The sequence below is a fragment of the Sphingomonas sp. FG14 genome (assembly GCF_057809675.1).
This window is the reverse complement of sequence record NZ_JBMDKK010000005.1, coordinates 130,891-148,856: the sequence shown is the minus strand read 5'-3', so window position 1 is coordinate 148,856 and position 17,966 is coordinate 130,891. Positions and strand designations below refer to the sequence as shown.

The window sequence follows — 17,966 nt, the reverse complement described above, 5'->3', positions numbered from 1 at the left end:
TGACATTAAAAGACAAGATACTTGCCGAAATCGTTGAGGCCGCCAGCGCGAACGGCGCGGATCGCACAGCTTGCCAGCATTCACGCACATTGTTAAGTTACTTAACAATGATCATAAGAATGAGGAAAGCCTGGAGGATGGGCCATGAGCGACGATAACGTCGGCGCGACGCGCGCGCTGATGAGCACGCGATGCGGCGGCCCCGAAACGCTCGAACTGCGTCGGACCGCGCAACCATCGCCGGGGCCGGGCCAGATCCTGATTCGCGTGGCGAGCTGCGGCATCAACTATCCCGATGTGCTGATCATCGAGGATCGCTACCAGCATCGCCCGTCCCGCCCCTTCGCGCCCGGCGGCGAGGTTTCGGGGGTGGTCGCGGCGATCGGAGAAGGCGTGACCGGCTTCGCGCCCGGCGACCGTGTCGCGGCACTCACCTATATCGGCGGCCTGGCGGAGCATGTCGTCTGCGATGCGGCGATGGCGATCGGACTGCCCGACGAGCTTCCGGGCGCGGAAGCGGCGATGCTGATGTCGACCTATGCCACATCCTATCACGCGCTCGTCGACCGGGGCCGGATTTCACCGGGAGATCGTGTCGTGGTGCTCGGCGCCGCCGGCGGCGTCGGCCTTGCCGCTGTCGAGATCGCGGCGGCGATCGGCGCATCGGTCACGGCGCTGGTCTCGTCAACGGAAAAGGCCGAGGCCGTGCGTTCGGCGGGAGCCGCCCATATCATCGTGCATGACGGCGAGCCCGGCGATGCGGCGGCCGCCAAGAAGCTGACCGGCCTGATCCGCGACGCACTGGACGGCGGCGGCGCGGACATCGTTTATGATCCGGTCGGCGGCGGCTTCGCCGAGCCCGTCCTGCGCGCAATGGCCTGGAACGGGCGTTATCTGGTGGTCGGCTTCGTCGCAGGCATCCCGGCGATGCCGTTCAACCTGGCGCTGCTTAAGGGATGCGAGATCGTCGGCGTGTTCATGGGCGGCTTCGCCGAACGCGACCCTGAAGGCTATGCCGCCAATCTGCGCGCCTTGTTCGATCTTCACGCTGCCGGCAGGCTTCGCCCACATATCTCGGCGCGTTATCCTTTGGCACGCGGAGGAGAGGCGATCGCGGCGCTGCGCGATCGGCGGGCGATCGGCAAGATCGTGGTGGATATGGGCGAGGTGATGTGATGGCGACGGACGGACTTTCACGCCGGCAGGTGCTGGCCCAGGCATCCGCGGGTGCGGCGCTCGGCCTCTCTCCCACGGCAAGCGCCGCCGCGCGACGCGGACGATCGGCACGCCCCAACATCCTGTTCATCCTGGCTGACGATCTCGGCTATGCCGATCTGAGCTGCTACGGCCGAGAGGATTATGCGACGCCGCATCTCGACGGACTGGCGCGCGACGGGCTGAAACTGTCTCAGGCCTATGCCAATTCCTCGGTCTGCTCGCCCACCCGCCTGGCGCTCATCACCGGCCGCTACCAATATCGCCTGCCCGCCGGGCTCGACGAGCCGCTGGGCCGCAACCTCGCGCTGGGCCTGCCGCCGGGCGCCGCCACCCTGCCCTCGCGCCTGCGCGACCTGGGCTATGCCACCGGGCTGGTCGGCAAATGGCATCTCGGCATCCTGCCCGATTTCGGTCCGCTCAAAAGCGGCTATGATCGGTTCTTCGGCAGCTATGGCGGGGGCGTCGATTATTTCACCCATGCGCTTACGATCCGCGGCGTCGATACGCCCGACCTGTTCGACGGCGAGACCGCAGTGAAGCGCAACGGCTATCTGACCGATATGCTGACCGATCGCGCGATCGACGAACTGACGCGCTTCGCGACCGGCGACGCTCCCTTCCTGCTCAGCCTTCACTACACGTCGCCGCACTGGCCCTGGGAGGGACCGCAGGATGCAGCCGTGGCGACGTCCATCCGCGATTCCTTCCACTATGACGGCGGCAGCGCAAAGACCTATGCCGAGATGGTCACCAACCTCGACGGCAATATCGGACGGGTGCTCCAGACCCTTTCGCACCTGAAGCTGGCCGAAGACACGATCGTGATCTTCACCAGCGACAATGGCGGAGAGCGTTTCTCGAAGAACTGGCCGTTCACCGGCATGAAGGGCGAACTGCTCGAAGGCGGCATTCGCGTGCCAGCGCTCGTGCGCTGGCCACGCCGCATCCGCGCTGGCGGCACATCTGCGCAGGTGACAGCATCGATGGACTGGCTGCCGACCTTGCTCGCCGCCGCCGGCGCCCCACTCTCCGACCCTGCCGCCACCGACGGCATCAACATCCTGCCGATGCTGACCGGCGGCACGGACCCGGCGCCCCGCACGCTCTTTTGGCGGCACAAGGCCAACGACCAGTCGGCGATGCGCGACGGCGACCTCAAATATCTGCGGCTGGGCGGGCATGATTATCTGTTCGACGTCGTCGCCGACCCGCGCGAACGCGGTAACCTCAAGACGCACCAGCCCGAGCGGTTCGCTGCGATGAAACAGGCGTTCGAAAGCTGGAACCGGACGATGCTGCCCTATCCGGCAGATGCCTTCAGCTATGATTTCCATGGCAAGGGCACGGTGGCTGACCGGTACTAGCGCTCAGCCTGCGGCTCCCCATATCGGCGGCGACTGATCGAAAGGAATTGCCGATGGCCCGTCCGATGAAGATCGACTTCGTGTCCGACGTTTCCTGCCCCTGGTGCATCATCGGCCTGCGCGGGCTGGAGGAGGCGCTGGCGCAGACCGGCGACCTGATCGACGCGCGCATCTGCTTCCAGCCGTTCGAGCTCAATCCGAACATGCCGCCCGAAGGGCAGAACATCGTCGAGCATATCACGCAGAAATACGGCTCGACGCCCGAACAATCGGCCGCCAATCGCGAGATGATCCGCACCCGCGCGGCCGGGGTCGGCTTTACCATGGCCACATCGAACGACAGCCGCATCTACAACACTTTCGACGCACATCGCTTGCTGCATTGGGCGGAGATCGAGGGGAAACAGGCCGCGCTCAAGCACGCATTGTTCGAAGCCTATTTCACGAACGGCCAGGCTCCGTCCGACCATGACATGCTCGTCGCCGCTGCCGAAACGGCCGGGCTCGACGGCGCGGCCGCGCGCGAGGTGCTGGAAGCGGGGCGTTATGCCGAGGAGGTCCGCCGCGCCGAACAGCTTTGGCAATCGCGCGGCATCGCTTCGGTGCCGGCGGTGATCATCGACGATCGTTATCTGATCTCGGGCGGACAGCCGCCTGCTGCGTTCGAACAGGCATTGCGCAACATCGTCGCCGAAACGGCCTGAGCTTCCAAAAAGGGGGCCGCATGCGGCGTGACTCGCATGCGGCCCAGGCTTTACCGGGAGAGGGAGATAGGGGAAACTCCCGGCTATTCGATCACCACACGCCGGCGCCGGGCAGGCGCGGCCGATGGCCGCACGCCGTTCGCAAACGCGCAGGTTGGTGAAAACAACTCTCCGATCCGTTTTTCGTTCGGTACGATGACGACATCGCTACCGGACGTTTCGGCCTCGAACCATTAAGTCTACTAATATGATTGAGAATGTCGGGATGAAAGCAACTTTTCCTTTCATCCTTGAAATCATTGCGCTGCCTATCGCGTGACGACGTCACCCGAGACGGTGACGCGTTCAAGCAAACGGTCCGCCGGCCAATAATCGCCCACTGCGTAATGCTGGGTCGAGCGATTGTCCCAGATGCCGATCGCGTTGGGGCTCCAGCGAAAGCGGACCTGATATTCGGGCACCTTGATCCGATCGAAGAGCAAGGTGAGCAGGTCGCGGCTTTCCTCCTCAGCGACACCCAGGATCCGCGTGGTGAAGGTGTGATTGACGTAGAGGATCTTCTCGCCGGTCTCCGGATGCGTCCGCACCACCGGATGCGTCACCGGCGGAAAATCCCGCGCGAGCTGGGCGCGCCTCTCGTCACTCACCCGCCCGCCGAAACTGCGAACGATATCGTGCTCGGCATCGAGACCGGCGATCCGGTCCTTGATCGCCGGCGGCAGGCCGCGATATGCGGCCGCCGCGTCGGCCCAGATCGTGTCGCCACCGACCGGCGGGATCGTCCGCGCCCGCAGGATCGAGGCGATCGACGGATTCCTGCGAAAGGTGACGTCGGTATGCCATTTGTTGAAGGCCTTGAACGGCTCGACCTTCTCGGCCGTCAGCGTCACGCCTTCGACACCCCTGATCAGCAGCACCTCCGGATGGCCCGGCGCGTGGGGGATGACGGGGTGCCCCTCCAGCGCGCCGAACAATCGGCCGAGCCGGATATGGCTTTCATGACTGATGTCCTGATCGCGGAAGAAGATCACCTTGTAGCGTAGCCACGCTTCCCGAACGATCTCCGCCACCGGCTCGTCGAGCGGACGATCGAGGTCGATACCCTGGATCTCCGCACCCAGGGTCGGCGTCGATGGACTGACCGTGATGCCCAGCGATGCCGCGCGTTCGACCAGATCCGGATCGTCGATCCTCAATACCGCCATGCCGCTCTCCTCGTCTCGGACATCGCAGGCCGGCGTCCATCTGCTAATGGAGTTCGCCGAGCCAGGCCGAGATCATCTGCCGCCCCGCGACCACCGCGTCGGGACCGTGCCGGTAATAGTCTAGCCGAAGCCGGTTGCCGCACAAACCGGCCGCATCGAGATCGGGGCCGGACTGGGCGATCCACGCATCGATGCGCGGATCGAGCCCCATTTCGGCATGGCATTGCAGCGCAAGCACACGCTTTCCACGGCGAAAGGCCTGATGCCGGTAACGATCGGTCTGCGCCAGCCATTCAGTGCCGCGCGGCAGATCGAAGGTGTCGCCATGCCATTGCAGCACGCGGGCGCCATCGAGATGGCGCAGCGGCGTTTCCGCGCCGGCAGAGGTCACCGACAATGGGTAGAAGCCGATTTCCTGCTCCGGCCCCGAATAGACCTGCGCGCCAAGCGCGGCGGCGATCATCTGCGCGCCGAGGCAGACGCCCAATGTCGGCCGGTCCGCGTCCAGCCGCGCCTTCAGCCGCTCGATCTCGTGCGGGATCCAGGGATGATCCTGGCTTTCGTACACGCCCATCGGCCCGCCCATCAGGATCACGAGATCGGGTGAAACCAGATCAGCCTCGGGAAATTCGGGATCGCTGGCGTCGATCCAGCTCAGCCGATAGCCGGCGGATTCGATCGGCGCACGGAAGCCGGCCAGACCTTCATAGGGCACATGGCGGACGATCAGGGCGGTCTTTGGGGATACGGCGACGGAACTCATACCACCGCATTGCCATTCCCTGTTTCAAAACAGGAGAACTTTTTTCTATTAATTAAGTAGAGAAATTCTATTCCACAACCATGTCTGCGTGCCGGCGTTGCGCTTCGCACTCGGTCGCCATGAAATCGACCAGCGCGCGCACCGAAGGCAGCAATCCACGGCGCGAGGGGAACACCGCATGGATCACGCCGCTGCGCGGCCGCCAGTCAGGCAGGACATGGACGAGCCGTCCGGCCTGAATATCTTCCCAGATCATCATCGTCGGCAGTTGCACGACGCCGACGCCGGCCAGCGCCGCCTCGCGCAACGCCGCCATGTCGTCGGTCACGAGCCGGGGTGGGTGATTGACCGAGGCGCTACCGCCATCGGCGTGATGCAATCGCCAGACATGCTGGCCATGCGGCGGACCGAGATCCAGGCTGGGCAGATCGGCAAGATCGGCCGGGGATGCGAGAGCATGGGGCACCAATTGCGGGCTCGCGACAAGACATTGCGTGCTTTCGTCCAACCGGCGCATGACGAGTTCGGTCGGCTCCAGCGGCGGGAAACGGACCCGAATCGCGATGTCGATTCCCTCGGCGACCGGATCGACCCGGCGATTGGTCGCTTCCAGATGAACCTCGACCGCCGGATTGGCCGCCATGAAGCGCGCGACGAGCGCCCCGAACTGGAAAGCAAGCAACGCGGTCGGGCAGCTCATCCTGACCACGCCGCGCGGTTCGGTCCGCATTTCGGCGACCAGTTGTTCCGCCGCTTCCGCTTCCACCAGCATGGCGACGCAGCGATCATGGAACTCGCGCCCGATCTCGGTGACCGAGAAGCGGCGCGAGGAACGCTGGAGCAATCGCACGCCCAGCCGTTCCTCAAGCTGGAGAATGCGGCGGCTCAGCTTCGATTTCTGGATGCCCAGCGCCCGGCCGGCTGCGGCGAAGCCGCCATGGTTCACCACCTGGACGAAATAATAGAGATCGTTGAGATCCTGCATCGCGTCGCGGCTATATCCGCTCGAACACGACGCTGCGCCGCTCCGGATCCGCTGTGACCAGGCGGACCTGCAACGCGGCACCTGGCACGATATCCGAGCCGCTCACGCGCGCGACCACCGGCAGATCGCAGAGCTGGATCCGTGCTCCCTTGTCCTGGATGTCGGTCGCGACCGCCGCGAAGACCTGTCCTTCGCGATCGCGGAGCATCACCGCTTCGGCCAGATCGATCGCGGCGCGGCCGATCCAGCCGCCCAGCGCATCGGCGCGCGCCATCACCTCCGGCAACGCTTCGAAGGCGCGGCCAACGTTTTCGGGCACCGCCGCGCCGTTGGCGATCGCGAGCGTCGCCAGCACGACATAACGGTCGGCCAGACGGCGCAGCGGCGCCGTCGCATGCGCGTAGGTCGCGGCCATCGCCGCATGCCAGGGCACGACGCCATCGCGATAGGGCATGTAGGATGCACCGTTGCCGACGCGGCGAACCGCGAGCATGAAAGCGGCCTGGCGCGCGTCGCCGGCGTCGAGCGTGCGTTCAAACGCCGCGAGCGGCGTCGCGGCGGGCCAATCGAGGCCCAGCGCGGCGGCGGTCAGGCGCAGGCGCGCCACTGCCTGCGTGTCCGGCTCGGCCATGACGCGGAACAACCCGGTATGATGGGCCTGAAGCGCATCGGCGATCGCCAGATTGGCGGCCAGCGACAATGCGGCGTTGCGATCCTCCGAGTCCAGTCGCGGCCGGAAGACAAGCTGGAAGCCGCCGCCGGGCAATGAAGCGACCTCCTGTTCGGGCGGATCGACACGCGCCGCGCCGCGCCGCTTTTCCGCCGCCTGGATCCGCATCGCCAGATCCGTGAAACCGTCGGGCAGATCGGCGTCGCGGACGCTGTCATAGGCCAGCTTCGCCCGGCTGCGGACGATCGCGCGCTCCGCGCCGTCGAGGCGAACATTGCCGCCCCCATCCACGCGGATCGTGAAGATCACCGCCGGCCTCGGCCCGTCCGGCAGCAGGCTGGCGACCCGCTCGCTCAGCACCGGCGGATAGAGCCCGGCCTTGCCATCGGGCAGATATTGCGTCGCGCCACGCCGCCACGCCTCGCGATCGATCACGTCTCCGTCCGCGACGAACCAGGCGATGTCGGCGATGGCATAGTGCAGCAGCAGGTCGCCGCCATCGCGCTCGATCGCGAAGGCCTGGTCCAGATCGGTCGATGCCGCGGGGTCGAGCGTCACGAACGGCCGATCGGTTCGATCGACATGGCCGTCGAGCGGCCGGGCAGCGGCAAGTTCGGCCGCCGCCAGCACTTCCGGGGGAAAGGACGCGGGCACCTGGAACTGCTCGCGAATCGCGGCGAGGCCACGCGTCAGGGCATTGCTTGGATCGACGAGCGCTTTCATCTCCATCCCTGGTACATGGATCGACGGGCGCTTGGGAAGTCGCGCGAAAGCATGGTGTCAGCTTCGCATGCCAAGCGCGGGATCGATCGAGACGGAGGACCGACGCGCAATGACGGATTTGCAGACATCAAGGTCCGGTCGGCTGGCACGGACGGTCGGCCGATCGGTCTTCGGCGCCGATGTCGACGGCTATGACGTGGCGCGAATCGGCTATCCGGCCGAACTGTACGACACGGTCTCCGAACGGTGCGGGCGGCGCGCCGACCTGTCTATCCTGGAGATCGGGCCAGGCACCGGGCTCGCGACGCGCGACCTTCTGACCCTCGATCCCCAGCGGCTCGTCGCGATCGAGGCCGATCCCGCGCTGGCCGCGCATCTTGCCGAAACCATCGACGATCCGCGCCTGCACGTCGTCGAGCACGGCTTTGTCGATGCGCCGATCGCCGGCCGCTTCGATCTCGCCTGCTCGGCCGCCGCCTTTCACTGGCTGGAGCCGGTGCCGGCCTTCGCCCGGCTGCGCGAATTGCTGTTGCCGGGCGCGACATTGGCGCTGTGGTGGAACGCCTATCGCCAGGCCGGTGCCGGTGATCCCTTCGCCGACGCGGTCACGCCGCTGCTGGCGGATATCGATCTGCCACCCTCCGAAGGCACCGCCGGCCATTATTCGCTCGATGTCGAGTTGCACCGCGCGGACATCGGCGCGGCCGGCTTCACCGGATTCACGCCCTTCCTGTTCCGCCGCGAACGGACGCTCCGGACCGCGCAGGTCCGCGCGCTTTATGCCAGCTATTCCTATGTGCGCAGCCTGAGTGCCAGCCGGCGCGACACGCTGCTTGACGCGATCTGCGCGCTCGCCGACACCCGGTTCGGGGGCGTCGTCCCCAATGTGACGCTGACGCCCCTTTATCTCGCCACCGCGCCCTGAACCTGATGCCGCGCTGACGCCGGCCGTCCGGCGCCCGTCAGCAAAGCCGGGCTAGATACGCCTCATCACATGATGAAGGAGTATTCCCATGCGCACTTCCACCCTGACCGCGCTTGCCCTCGCCTGCACCGCGACGGTCGCCCTGATTCCCGCCGCAGCGATCGGCGGACCCAACCGAGCCGAATCGACGCACCGGCAGGATGATGACGATGCCGCCGAGCATCGAGCCGTCCTCAACGGCGACGTGCTTCCCATGGCCCGGATCCTCACCCTGGCGACAGGCTATCAGGCTGGCCATGTGATCGAGATTGACCTCGACTCCAAACGGTCCGGCCTGACCTATGACGTCAACGTCCTGACCGCCGACGGACGCCTGCGCGAGCTCGTGATCGATGCGCGGAACGGCAAGCTGATCACCAATCGGGCGGACGACGATTGACCTTCGCCGTTCGTCCGCGTGTTCACCGATTTCTCACGGCGAACACGCCAAGCCGGTCGTCAATTGCCTCCACCTGCCCCCGAAAGCCCCCGATCTGGAGCAATTTCAACGATTCCGGCGTCTTCTTGCGACGACTCCCTCTTTTCGAAACGCGCCAAACCGCGTACGCGGCGCCTCCATCTGTCGATGGTTCGATCGACCGATGGACACGCGCCCGGCGACGGGCGTCAACGAGACAGGAAGGAATCCGATATGAACAATAACGATCTCGCCGAGCGCATTGCCGCCGATCATGGCCTGACCAAGGCCGATGCGCGCAAGGTTGTGGACTCGGTCTTCGCCGCGATCACCGATGCCGCCGCCCAGGGCGACGAGATCTCGCTGAACGGCTTCGGCAAGTTCAAGGTCAAGGCCAGCGCCGCGCGCGAAGGCCGCAACCCCTCGACCGGCGCGACCATCCAGATCGCCGCTTCGAAGAAGCTCGGCTTCACCGCTGCCAAGGCGGTCAAGGACAAGCTGAACGGCTGATCCTTTCCCGCCCCGGCCCCGGCCGCGCCTGAGCGCGACGCCGGGACCGGGGCGGACCTTTACTCAAGACGATCCGCGCTCCCCATGCGGTGGCCTGAATGTGAGAAGGTCGTATCCGCTGGCTCAGCGCTGAACGAAAGACCGGCGGATATCGTCGAAATCGCCATGCAGCCGCACGATCGCCTCACGATCGAAGCCGACCACCGAATCGAGGATCGTGCGTTTTCCCGCGCGATAGAAATGCAGCAGCGTCGCGCCGATGCCGTCCTCCGCGCCAGGCGCCACCCCCAGTTCCATCGTCGTCAGCACCGCGATTGCGCGCGTCATCGCCGCGCTCTTGCGCTGGTTATGGCCATGGTCATGGGCGAACAGCGCCGATTGCAGCGCCGCGAGCAGCTCCTCCACCAGCAAGGTGACGAGCTGCCGTTGATCGGCGCCGCTGACGCGCGCGTCGAACTCGATGCGCCGATAGGTTTCCGCCGGATTGGTGCGTGTGGCCAGCATATCAGTCCTTCGCGTTCCACGCCGCGATCTGGTTTTCCAGGAAGGTCATCGTCGACTTGAAGTTCGCGACGCGCGAATCCGCGACGCTGAACTGCTGCGTCAGCCGGTCACGCAGGCGCTGCGACGCCTCGTCGAGCGTCGTACGGTCCTCGACGATATCCTTCTTCATGCTGGTGTAGCGCTGGATCGACGCCGCGAGCGAACCGGGATTGCCGACCGCCGAAGCGCTGCGCGAAATCCGGTCCATCTCCGCATAGACGCCGTACAGGCCGGGCGTGAACATCCTGGAAACCGCCTCGGGATTGGCGGTGAGCGCCGCGCCGAGCACAGTGGTGTCGAGCGAATAGCTGCCGTCGCGATTGGTCTTCACGCCCAGTTGCGCGAGCGTCGCCGGTTCTCCCTCGGCGGCGTTCGGCATGATGATCTTCGACGTCAGGTTGGAAAGTTCACGGCGCAGCGCCTGCGCGCCGCCATCGCGGCGGATATCGCCGCTCTGCACGTTCATCACCTCGGAGATCTCGGCCTGGATCTCGTTGAGCGCCGCGACGAAATCGCTCATCGCGCTGGTGATGTTGGGCGCCGGGTTCGAAAAGCCGATCCGCGTGGGGTTGCCGATATTGGTGCCGCTCAACGAAATCGAGAGGCCGTCGATCGCATCGGTCACGGTGTTCGTCTTGCTCGACATCTCGAGGCCGTCGAGCTTGAAGAGCGCGTCGGTCGCAGTCGAAAACAATTGCGCAGACGATGTCCCGCCCGGAGTCCAGGCCAGCGCCGCCAGTCCCTCGTCGCCCGCGGTCTCGCCCGCTTCGACGGTGAAGCCGTTCTCGGCGCCGTCGGCGCCCTTCATCATCAGCTTGGCGCCAGTGGTGGTCGTCGCGACATAGGCGGTGACGCCGCTGCCCGACATGTTGATGGCATCGGCGACGCCTTGCAAAGTCGCGCCCGGCGCGATCGTGACCGTCACCGGCTCACGTGCTGCATTGGCGGTGAAGCTCGATCCGTCGACGGTGCCGAACCGCAAGGTCAGCGTGCCCGATCCGACGGTGGTGGCGGCACTGGCATAGGCAGCGCTCGCCAGCGACTGGCTGCCCGCGAGCTGCTGCACTTCAAGCGAATAGGATCCCTTGGTCGGCGCCGCCGCCGACAGGCGGCTGACCGTCGCGACCGCGCTGTTGGCAATGGTCGGCAGCGGCGTCAGATCGCCCGTGCGGACGCGTTCACCGAGCGCCATCGCCAGAAGCTGGATCTTGTTCTTGATCGAGGACGCTGCGGAAATTTGCGCGTCGAGCTGCTCGTCCTTCTTCTCCAGCCGCGCGATCTTAGTCGCGAACTGCGCATCGACCAGCTTCGTGGTCAGCGCCGCCATATCGATGCCGCTGCCGGCGCCCAGGGTGGAGATGATCGAGTCCATGATCGCTAGAACGTCCGCCGCGCCGCGGACTTAATCCCCGGCCGTTTCATTGTTCCGCCGCCTGGCCGAATTCGTCGAAGCGCATGTGCATCGGCACGTCGATCACCGGACGGACGGGGTGTTCGCCGCGCTTCAGCGACATGACGAAGGCGAGCACCGACGCGACCGCGATGAACAGCTCCTCGCGGATCACCATGTTCTCGCGCGTGGTGAAATAGACCGAGCGCGCGAGCATCGGATATTCGAGCACGGGCACGTTCAGCTCCTTGGCGAGCTCGCGCATCGCCAGCGCCTTTTCTCCACGCCCCTTGGCGAGCACGATCGGCGCCGAGGCACGCGTCGGATCATAGGTGAGCGCGACCGAGAAATGGGTCGGGTTGGTGATGACGAATTGCGCGTCACGCATCGCGCGGTGCATGCCGCCCTTGGCGATCTCGCGCTGGCGCTGGCGGATCGCGGCCTTCTTCTCGGGCGATCCTTCGCTTTCCTTGTGCTCGTCACGCATTTCCTGATGCGTCATCTTCAGGCGGCCCAGCTGGCGGACGATCTGGATCGGCACGTCGAACAGCGCGATGACGATCAGACCGGCCGACAGCGTCAGCATCAGTCGGATCAGCAGATCCCAGGCATAGTCGAGTTGCCCGATCAGATTGCCGCGCCCCAGGCCCAGTACCGATTCGATCACCCCTTGCGCGAACCACCAGGCGATAGCGCCGAGCAGCGCGACCTTCACCAGCGCCTTGCCCAGCTCGATCAGGCCATTGGGCCCGAACATGCGCTTGAGGCCGGACAGCGGATTGAGGCGGCTGAACTTGGGCGCCATGTTGCCGGCGTTGAAGCGGCCATGGCCGAAGGCGAGCTGTGACGCGAGCGAAACGACGATCGTGATCGCGCCCAGCGCCAGGATCATCGGCAGCGTCGCCCCCAGCACCGCGCGCAGCACGGCGCCGGGTTCGAAATTGTCGAGCGCGGCACGGTCCCAGCGCAGGCCGAGATGAAAAACCTCGCTGAAGCTGGCCATCATCCAGTCATCGGCGAACCAGAGCCAGGCGACGCCCGCGAGCACGACCACCGCGGTCGCCAGTTCGCGCGAGCGGATGACGTCGCCGTTCTTGGCGGCGTCGCGCAGCCGCTTCTGGCTTGGCGCGAAAGTCTTCTCGCCGGATTGCTCGCTCATCGCGCCACCAGCATGGTCTCGACATCGGCGACGGCGTCGCCCGCCAGGCCGAGCAGTTGTTCATTGAGCAGCGGCGCGGAAATGACCAGCGCGATGATGCCCGCGAAGACGCCCGCCGGCAGGCCAAGAGCGAACAGGTTGAGCGACGGTGCCGAACGGCTGACGATGCCGGTGACGACGTTGACGAGGATCAGGATCAGCGTGACGGGCAGCGCCAGCAGCACCGCCGTCGCCAGCATGTCGCCGCCGAAACTGACCACCTGTTCGAACTGCGCGGCCGACAGCCAGCTCCCGCCAGGCGGAAACACCGTATAGCTGCGCACGATCAGCGAGACGAACTGGAGGTGCGCGTCGACCGCGAGGAAGGCGAGCGTCAACAGGATCGAGAAATATTGGCCGAGCGCGGTCGATCCCGCGCCCGAATTGGGATCGGCGGCGGTGGCAATGCTCATGCCCATCGTGCCGCTGATCACTTCGGCCGCGATCGTGGGCGCGGCGAAGGTCAACTGGATGACGAAGCCCATCGCCAGGCCGATCAGCACTTCGCTCGCCACGGCTACGAGCCCGGCGGCGGAGAGCAGCGCGACGGGCGCCGCGACGTCGGTCCAGGCCGTGACGAGGATCGCGACGGCGCCGGTGATCGCGACGCGGAGCTGGACCGGCACGCCGGCCGAGCTGAAGATGGGGGCGGCGAGCAATGCCGCGCCGATGCGCGTCATGATGAACATCATCCGCCAGAGTTCGGCTTCGAGCGTCCCGAAGCCGAAATCGACCGCTATCACCGGGTGATCTCCGGGATCATCGAGAACAGGTCGTGCGTGAAATCGGTCATCAGGCCCATCATCGAGCCGCCGAATATGACGAGCACCAGCGCGGTGACGGCGAGCTTGGGCACGAAGGTGAGCGTCTGTTCGTTGACCGAGGTCGCGGCCTGGATCATGCCGACGACCAAGCCGACCGCCAGCGAGGCGAGGAGAACGGGGGCGGCGACGAGCGCGACCACCCACATCGTCCGGTTGGCGAGTTCGAGAAGCGAGGTTGCGTTATCCATCGGATCAGGTTCCGAAGCTGGCGGCGAGCGAGCCCATCAGCAGCGCCCAGCCGTCGACGAGGACGAACAGCAGCAGCTTGAAAGGCAGCGATACGACGGTGGGGGACATCATCATCATGCCCAGCGACATCAGCACGCTGGCGATGACGAGATCGATGACGAGGAAGGGCAGGAAGACGAGGAAGCCGATCTGGAAGGCCGTCTTGAGCTCGCTGGTGACGAAGGCGGGCATCAGGATCGAGAAGGGGATGTCGGCGGAGCGGGCATAGCCCTTTTGCCCGGCCATGTCAGAGAACATCTGCAAATCGGTCTTGCGCGTCTGCGTGACCATGAAGGCATGGAAACTCTCGCCACCCTTTGCGATCGCCTGCTCCGCATTGATCGTGCCCGCCGAATAGGGCTGGATGGCATTGGTGTTCACCTGTTCCAGCACCGGCGCCATCACGAACAGCGACAGGAACAGCGACAGGCCGATCAGCACCTGATTGGGCGGCGACTGCTGGAGGCCGAGCGCCTGGCGCAAGATCGCGAGCACGATCAGGATGCGCGTGAAGCTGGTCATCATCAGCAACAGGCTCGGCAGGATCGTCAGCAGACCCATGATGAGCAGGAACTGGAGCGACAGCGACATGCTGCCGCCCTGATTGCCGCTGATCTCGCCGAATGCGCGATCGAGCGCGCCGGGCAGCGCCGCGGGCGATGCCGCCATCGGCAGCGGCGCGGCGGCCGCCGCGTGCGCGAGTTCGGGGGAGAAGGCGATCAGCGCAAGGCAGAGCGCGAACAGGAAACGCTTCACTTGACGTCTCCGTGACCGACAACGGCGCGTGGCCGCGCCGGTGCTTCGGCGAGCGTGGTCAAGCCGTTGCGCGTGGCCGACACCAGGATCTCGCGGCCGTGGAATTCGATGACGGCGATCTTGACGCCAGGCGACAGCATCGAGGACTCGATGATCTTCGCGATGCGATCGCCCTGATTGGGCGCCAGGCGCCCTTGCATATGCTTGGCGAGACGCAGGCTGCCATAGGCGAGGCCCGCGATCATCGGCAGGATAATCAGCAGTTTGACGATGTACCAGAGCATCAGGCGACGTCCTCGTCGCTGCCGCCGGCGCGATTGGCGAGCTCGACGATGCGCAGGCCGAAACGGTCGCCCTGCGTCACCACCTCGCCACGCGCGATCAGCGTGCCGTTGACGAGCACGTCGAGCAGGTCGTCCGACAGCTTGTCGAGCGTGACGACGCTGTCCTCGCCAAGGGCGAGCAGGTCCTTGAGCTTCAGGTTCGTGCGACCGAGCTCGACGGTGAGCCGGACATCGACATCCTTCAATATATCGAATTTCTTCGCGGTGATGGTCATCGTCTGGTCCTTAGTCCTTGAGGATCTGCTTGAGGCGGACCGCCATGCGGTCCTCATGCTTGCCCATGGTGCCGAAGCCGATCGCCTGTTCGCCGACGCGCAGAGCGACGTGGCGGGCCAGCGAGATCGGCAGGATCTGGCCGGGTTCGAGCGCGGCGATCGTCGCCATCGAGATCGAGCTTTCGGCCATCACCGCGCGGACCGTCAGCGGCACCTCACCAAGAGGCGACTGGACGAGATCGTCCCAATCGGCGCGGCCGGGCCGGCGGCTGGTGACGCGGTTGGCAAGCTTGGGCGCCAGCATGCGGAGCGCCGTGCCGGCGAAGACGAAATCGATGTGCCAGGGCTCGCGCGCGGCTTCGCTCACCGTCATGCGCGACAGCACGATCTGGTCGCTCGGCTCGAGATAGGCGAGATGGGCGATCGTCGCCTCGTGCTTCTCGCGCTCGATCTCGGGCGTGCTTCCCATCGCATCGGCGAGGCGCGCGACGATCATGGTTTCCAGCCGATCGATCATGAGTTCGGCCGACATCGGGAATTCCTGCGGCAGCACTGGATCGGCCGCACCGCTGCCGCCGAAATAGCGATCGACCAGCCGCATGATCGCCCCGCCGTCGACCGACAGCAGGAAGCGCGCATCGGAACGCTTGACGCGGAACAGGCTGTTGCTGGCCAGCGACGGCACGTGGGCCATATAGGCGTCGTACCGCATCATCGCCGCGGGCTGGAGCGTCACTTCGGGCAGGGTGTTGAGGATGGGCTCCAGGCCCATCTTCATGCCCTTGCGCAAACGGCCGGCAAGCTGGTTCAGCGGGTCGAGATCGGTCGTCGCCGACTGGCCCCCCGCCAGCAGCGTCTCCGCGTGCTGCGCCGGCGAGCCGCGCCCGCCGCCCTTCATGCCGACATGCGCGTTCACTGGACGATGAACGACTTGAAGTAGACGGCCTTGACGCCGCCAAAGCCTTCGTTCGTGACGAGCACCTTGTTGATCGCGTCGGTCAGCCGCTTCTGCAGCTTCTCCTTGCCGACAACGCTATAGGCCTCTTCCTCGCTGGTGTCGGCGAGCACGATCAGGATGGCCGAACGGATCGCCAGTTCGTGCTTCTTGAGCCATAGCAGCACGCGGCCGTCATAATTGGTCGACGCGGCCAGGCTGAGCTGGACGAAATGCCCGCTTTCGCGAAGGTTCGAGGTGAACTCGTCGTTGAAGCTGTAATAGCTGGTGCGATAGGGCTCGCCGCCCTCGCCGTCGATTTCTTTCGCCCCGGCGCCCTCGCCATGCCCCTCGCCCGCCGGGGCATAGGGATCGGCCTCGCCCTTGCGGACGAATTTCGGATTCTTGTCTTCCTTCACCTCGGCGGCGCTGCCGATGACGCCCTGGAGCATCAGGCCATAGGCAACGCCACCGCCCGCGCCGATCAGGGTCGCGCCGGCGAGCAGCTTGATCATCAGGCCCTTGCCTTTTTTCGGCGGGGCTTCGGCGGCGCCCATGGTTTTTGCGGTGCTCATCTCAAGGTCTCCGGAAGGTCAAATGTCAGGCGAAGATGCCGCCACGGTCGCGCGTCGGTCTCGACTGCGGCCGCTGGCCGGTGTGGGTGGCGGCCGGATCGCGGCCCTGGCGGGGCGCATCGTGCGAACCGCCCATGTTCGTGCCGGCGCCGCTGTTGCCGGCAGTGCTATCGCGGCGTTCGAAGCGCATGCCGTGCGGTTCGCCGGCCGATTTCAGCTCGGGCGTGGCGTCCGCGATCAACCGCGCGAGATCGGCGTCCTGCGTATCGAACTGGACAACGACCTTGTCGTCCGACTGTTCGAAGCGCACCGAGATCCGTCCGAAATCGTCATGCTGGATCGAGAGCGCGAGCGTGTCCCCACGCGCCTCGCTGCGCAGCGTCGCGATGGTATCGATCAGCGAGACGGCCCGGTCGCGCGGCAGCGCGTCGATGGTGGCGGACGACGACACGGCTGCCACGCCACGAAACTCGGACGTCGGTGCGCCGGGGATCGGCGACGGATCGAACAGCGCGGCGACATCGGCGGGCAGGCGCGACTTGCGCGACGCGGTCTCCGTGACTGGATCGGCCTGGATCGCGAGAGCCGCGTTGCGCGCCTCGGCCACCGGCTGCGCGACGAAGCGCGCCTGCCGGACCTCACGCGCAGGCAGTTCGGCCTTGCCATCGACCGGCTGCGCATCGGGCGTAACTTCCATCGAAGGGGCTGCCACGACGGGCGGCGCCGTGACGGGCGCTGCGGCCGGATCGGCGCGCATCACGAACGCGACGCTGTGCGCGGGCAGCGCCGGCTGCGCGGTGGCGGCGGGCGCGGCGCGAACCGCCTCGACGATATCGGACGACAGCATGGGCTGTCCGGACGCGACAGGGGTGGCCGTCGCGGCGGCGGGCGCGACTTGCGCGGCCGGCATGGTGGAGGTGACGGGGGACTGGGTCGCGACCGGAACCGTCCCTTCGGGCAGGATCGGCGCCTTCATCACCGCCAACTGCATGGGCGAAGGCGGCGCGACGGGCGCGGCCGATGTCTCGGCCACCGGTTCCGCCCGCACGGGCGCCGGCTGCGACAACATCGCGAAGATCGGAAACAGCATTTCAGGCATCGCCCGATCGGTGGAAGCTTCGTCATCGCCTTCGGCGTCGTCGGCGACGGGCATTTCGATGCCATCCTCGGCAACGGCATCGTCGGGGACGATCACGACCGGCAATTGCAGGGCGGCAAGATCTTGCCGGGCGGCCGGCAAGATCTTGCCGGGTTCCGGCAAAACCGTTGCCGTTCCGTCGATGACCTGTTGCGCAAGCAAAGCCGCGAAATCCGCCGAAACCGCCGTATCGGCCGCCACCGGCGCAACAATCGCCAGGAATTGGGCAATCGGCTGAAGGGCGGGGACGGCGGCGTCGGGCATTGGGCAAAGCTCCTGGAGCGGGTTCGCCCTTCT

Annotated in this window: 21 protein-coding genes; 6 read left to right on the top strand and 15 right to left on the bottom strand. The window is 66.0% G+C overall.

The genetic code is table 11. The annotated features are described in order from the left end of the window. Positions 1–144: 144 nt before the first annotated feature. Genes ACODTA_RS17420 through ACODTA_RS17410 form a run of 3 tightly spaced genes read left to right on the top strand, consistent with a single transcriptional unit; the run spans position 145 to position 3,286 of the window. Positions 145–1,176 carry an NADPH:quinone oxidoreductase family protein gene (locus ACODTA_RS17420; RefSeq protein ID WP_489067243.1) on the top strand — a complete coding sequence of 344 codons (1,032 nt, stop codon included), beginning with the start codon at positions 145–147 and terminating at the stop codon, positions 1,174–1,176. Then, positions 1,176–2,582 carry a sulfatase-like hydrolase/transferase gene (locus ACODTA_RS17415; RefSeq protein ID WP_489067242.1) on the top strand — a complete coding sequence of 469 codons (1,407 nt, stop codon included), beginning with the start codon at positions 1,176–1,178 and terminating at the stop codon, positions 2,580–2,582. The genes ACODTA_RS17420 and ACODTA_RS17415 overlap by 1 nt, the downstream gene beginning before the upstream one ends. A gap of 53 nt (positions 2,583–2,635) precedes the next feature. Next, the gene (locus ACODTA_RS17410) at positions 2,636–3,286 is read left to right on the top strand and encodes a DsbA family oxidoreductase (RefSeq protein WP_489067241.1); all 651 of its coding nucleotides are present in this window, start codon (positions 2,636–2,638) and stop codon (positions 3,284–3,286) included. A 308-nt stretch (positions 3,287–3,594) separates the two neighbouring features. Here ACODTA_RS17410 and ACODTA_RS17405 read toward each other — a convergent pair whose 3' ends face one another. The 4 genes from ACODTA_RS17405 to ACODTA_RS17390 form a co-directional block, all read right to left on the bottom strand. Beyond that, the gene (locus tag ACODTA_RS17405; RefSeq protein ID WP_489067240.1) at positions 3,595–4,491 is read right to left on the bottom strand and encodes a TauD/TfdA dioxygenase family protein; all 897 of its coding nucleotides are present in this window, start codon (positions 4,489–4,491) and stop codon (positions 3,595–3,597) included. Positions 4,492–4,534: 43 nt separating this feature from the next. Then, a complete protein-coding gene (locus tag ACODTA_RS17400; RefSeq protein ID WP_489067239.1) occupies positions 4,535–5,254 on the bottom strand; it encodes a glutamine amidotransferase in 720 nt (239 codons plus the stop codon). A gap of 67 nt (positions 5,255–5,321) precedes the next feature. After that, the gene (locus ACODTA_RS17395; protein ID WP_489067238.1) at positions 5,322–6,239 is read right to left on the bottom strand and encodes a LysR substrate-binding domain-containing protein; all 918 of its coding nucleotides are present in this window, start codon (positions 6,237–6,239) and stop codon (positions 5,322–5,324) included. A gap of 10 nt (positions 6,240–6,249) precedes the next feature. Continuing rightward, a complete protein-coding gene (locus ACODTA_RS17390; RefSeq protein WP_489067237.1) occupies positions 6,250–7,632 on the bottom strand; it encodes an RNB domain-containing ribonuclease in 1,383 nt (460 codons plus the stop codon). A gap of 109 nt (positions 7,633–7,741) precedes the next feature. On the opposite strand from ACODTA_RS17390, the gene ACODTA_RS17385 reads away from it, so the two are divergent. The 3 genes from ACODTA_RS17385 to ACODTA_RS17375 all read left to right on the top strand — a co-directional run bounded on the left by ACODTA_RS17385 (position 7,742) and on the right by ACODTA_RS17375 (position 9,524). After that, positions 7,742–8,557: a class I SAM-dependent methyltransferase gene (locus tag ACODTA_RS17385; RefSeq protein ID WP_489067236.1), complete on the top strand. Its 816-nt coding sequence runs from the start codon at positions 7,742–7,744 to the stop codon at positions 8,555–8,557. An 88-nt stretch (positions 8,558–8,645) separates the two neighbouring features. Continuing rightward, positions 8,646–8,996, top strand: a complete 351-nt coding sequence (locus ACODTA_RS17380) for a PepSY domain-containing protein (protein WP_489067235.1) — start codon at positions 8,646–8,648, stop codon at positions 8,994–8,996. 252 nt (positions 8,997–9,248) lie between these two features. Further along, positions 9,249–9,524, top strand: a complete 276-nt coding sequence (locus ACODTA_RS17375) for an HU family DNA-binding protein (RefSeq protein ID WP_222991531.1) — start codon at positions 9,249–9,251, stop codon at positions 9,522–9,524. A gap of 123 nt (positions 9,525–9,647) precedes the next feature. Here ACODTA_RS17375 and ACODTA_RS17370 read toward each other — a convergent pair whose 3' ends face one another. The 11 genes from ACODTA_RS17370 to ACODTA_RS17320 are packed head-to-tail and all read right to left on the bottom strand — an operon-like array spanning position 9,648 to position 17,933. Then, a complete protein-coding gene (locus ACODTA_RS17370) occupies positions 9,648–10,028 on the bottom strand; it encodes a flagellar protein FliS (protein WP_489067234.1) in 381 nt (126 codons plus the stop codon). Position 10,029: 1 nt separating this feature from the next. Continuing rightward, positions 10,030–11,439 carry a flagellar filament capping protein FliD gene (fliD, locus tag ACODTA_RS17365; RefSeq protein WP_489067233.1) on the bottom strand — a complete coding sequence of 470 codons (1,410 nt, stop codon included), beginning with the start codon at positions 11,437–11,439 and terminating at the stop codon, positions 10,030–10,032. A 46-nt stretch (positions 11,440–11,485) separates the two neighbouring features. Further along, positions 11,486–12,616, bottom strand: a complete 1,131-nt coding sequence (locus ACODTA_RS17360; protein ID WP_489067232.1) for an EscU/YscU/HrcU family type III secretion system export apparatus switch protein — start codon at positions 12,614–12,616, stop codon at positions 11,486–11,488. Continuing rightward, complete coding sequence (gene fliR, locus ACODTA_RS17355) at positions 12,613–13,398, bottom strand: flagellar biosynthetic protein FliR (protein WP_489067231.1); 786 nt, start codon at positions 13,396–13,398, stop codon at positions 12,613–12,615. The genes ACODTA_RS17360 and fliR overlap by 4 nt, the downstream gene beginning before the upstream one ends. Beyond that, positions 13,395–13,667, bottom strand: coding sequence for a flagellar biosynthesis protein FliQ (gene fliQ / locus ACODTA_RS17350; RefSeq protein WP_489067230.1), 273 nt, complete (start codon positions 13,665–13,667; stop codon positions 13,395–13,397). Before fliQ ends, fliR begins: the two co-directional genes overlap by 4 nt. 4 nt (positions 13,668–13,671) lie before the next feature. Then, the gene (fliP, locus tag ACODTA_RS17345; protein ID WP_489067229.1) at positions 13,672–14,463 is read right to left on the bottom strand and encodes a flagellar type III secretion system pore protein FliP; all 792 of its coding nucleotides are present in this window, start codon (positions 14,461–14,463) and stop codon (positions 13,672–13,674) included. Then, a complete protein-coding gene (locus tag ACODTA_RS17340) occupies positions 14,460–14,747 on the bottom strand; it encodes a flagellar biosynthetic protein FliO (protein WP_489067228.1) in 288 nt (95 codons plus the stop codon). Before ACODTA_RS17340 ends, fliP begins: the two co-directional genes overlap by 4 nt. Continuing rightward, positions 14,747–15,022: a flagellar motor switch protein FliN gene (fliN, locus tag ACODTA_RS17335; protein WP_489067227.1), complete on the bottom strand. Its 276-nt coding sequence runs from the start codon at positions 15,020–15,022 to the stop codon at positions 14,747–14,749. The genes ACODTA_RS17340 and fliN overlap by 1 nt, the downstream gene beginning before the upstream one ends. 10 nt (positions 15,023–15,032) lie before the next feature. After that, positions 15,033–15,938 (bottom strand): FliM/FliN family flagellar motor switch protein, encoded by a 906-nt coding sequence (locus tag ACODTA_RS17330; RefSeq protein WP_489067226.1) that lies wholly within the window; start codon positions 15,936–15,938, stop codon positions 15,033–15,035. Continuing rightward, positions 15,935–16,531 (bottom strand): flagellar basal body-associated FliL family protein, encoded by a 597-nt coding sequence (locus ACODTA_RS17325; protein ID WP_489067225.1) that lies wholly within the window; start codon positions 16,529–16,531, stop codon positions 15,935–15,937. The genes ACODTA_RS17330 and ACODTA_RS17325 overlap by 4 nt, the downstream gene beginning before the upstream one ends. 25 nt (positions 16,532–16,556) lie before the next feature. Continuing rightward, positions 16,557–17,933 carry a hypothetical protein gene (locus tag ACODTA_RS17320; RefSeq protein ID WP_489067224.1) on the bottom strand — a complete coding sequence of 459 codons (1,377 nt, stop codon included), beginning with the start codon at positions 17,931–17,933 and terminating at the stop codon, positions 16,557–16,559. Positions 17,934–17,966: the final 33 nt, after the last annotated feature.

Excerpts from the sequence above, each read along its gene's own strand:
- ACODTA_RS17395 (WP_489067238.1), bottom strand. The coding sequence starts at position 6,239 with ATGCAGGATCTCAACGATCTCTATTATTTCGTCCAGGTGGTGAACCAT.
- ACODTA_RS17410 (WP_489067241.1), top strand. The coding sequence starts at position 2,636 with ATGGCCCGTCCGATGAAGATCGACTTCGTGTCCGACGTTTCCTGCCCC.
- ACODTA_RS17320 (WP_489067224.1), bottom strand. The coding sequence starts at position 17,933 with ATGCCCGACGCCGCCGTCCCCGCCCTTCAGCCGATTGCCCAATTCCTG.
- fliN (WP_489067227.1), bottom strand. The coding sequence starts at position 15,022 with ATGACCATCACCGCGAAGAAATTCGATATATTGAAGGATGTCGATGTC.
- ACODTA_RS17420 (WP_489067243.1), top strand. The coding sequence starts at position 145 with ATGAGCGACGATAACGTCGGCGCGACGCGCGCGCTGATGAGCACGCGA.
- ACODTA_RS17340 (WP_489067228.1), bottom strand. The coding sequence starts at position 14,747 with ATGCTCTGGTACATCGTCAAACTGCTGATTATCCTGCCGATGATCGCG.
- ACODTA_RS17400 (WP_489067239.1), bottom strand. The coding sequence starts at position 5,254 with ATGAGTTCCGTCGCCGTATCCCCAAAGACCGCCCTGATCGTCCGCCAT.
- ACODTA_RS17375 (WP_222991531.1), top strand. The coding sequence starts at position 9,249 with ATGAACAATAACGATCTCGCCGAGCGCATTGCCGCCGATCATGGCCTG.
- fliD (WP_489067233.1), bottom strand. The coding sequence starts at position 11,439 with ATGGACTCGATCATCTCCACCCTGGGCGCCGGCAGCGGCATCGATATG.
- ACODTA_RS17385 (WP_489067236.1), top strand. The coding sequence starts at position 7,742 with ATGACGGATTTGCAGACATCAAGGTCCGGTCGGCTGGCACGGACGGTC.
- ACODTA_RS17390 (WP_489067237.1), bottom strand. The coding sequence starts at position 7,632 with ATGAAAGCGCTCGTCGATCCAAGCAATGCCCTGACGCGTGGCCTCGCC.
- fliQ (WP_489067230.1), bottom strand. The coding sequence starts at position 13,667 with ATGGATAACGCAACCTCGCTTCTCGAACTCGCCAACCGGACGATGTGG.
- ACODTA_RS17380 (WP_489067235.1), top strand. The coding sequence starts at position 8,646 with ATGCGCACTTCCACCCTGACCGCGCTTGCCCTCGCCTGCACCGCGACG.
- ACODTA_RS17405 (WP_489067240.1), bottom strand. The coding sequence starts at position 4,491 with ATGGCGGTATTGAGGATCGACGATCCGGATCTGGTCGAACGCGCGGCA.
- ACODTA_RS17370 (WP_489067234.1), bottom strand. The coding sequence starts at position 10,028 with ATGCTGGCCACACGCACCAATCCGGCGGAAACCTATCGGCGCATCGAG.
- ACODTA_RS17325 (WP_489067225.1), bottom strand. The coding sequence starts at position 16,531 with ATGAGCACCGCAAAAACCATGGGCGCCGCCGAAGCCCCGCCGAAAAAA.
- ACODTA_RS17415 (WP_489067242.1), top strand. The coding sequence starts at position 1,176 with ATGGCGACGGACGGACTTTCACGCCGGCAGGTGCTGGCCCAGGCATCC.
- ACODTA_RS17360 (WP_489067232.1), bottom strand. The coding sequence starts at position 12,616 with ATGAGCGAGCAATCCGGCGAGAAGACTTTCGCGCCAAGCCAGAAGCGG.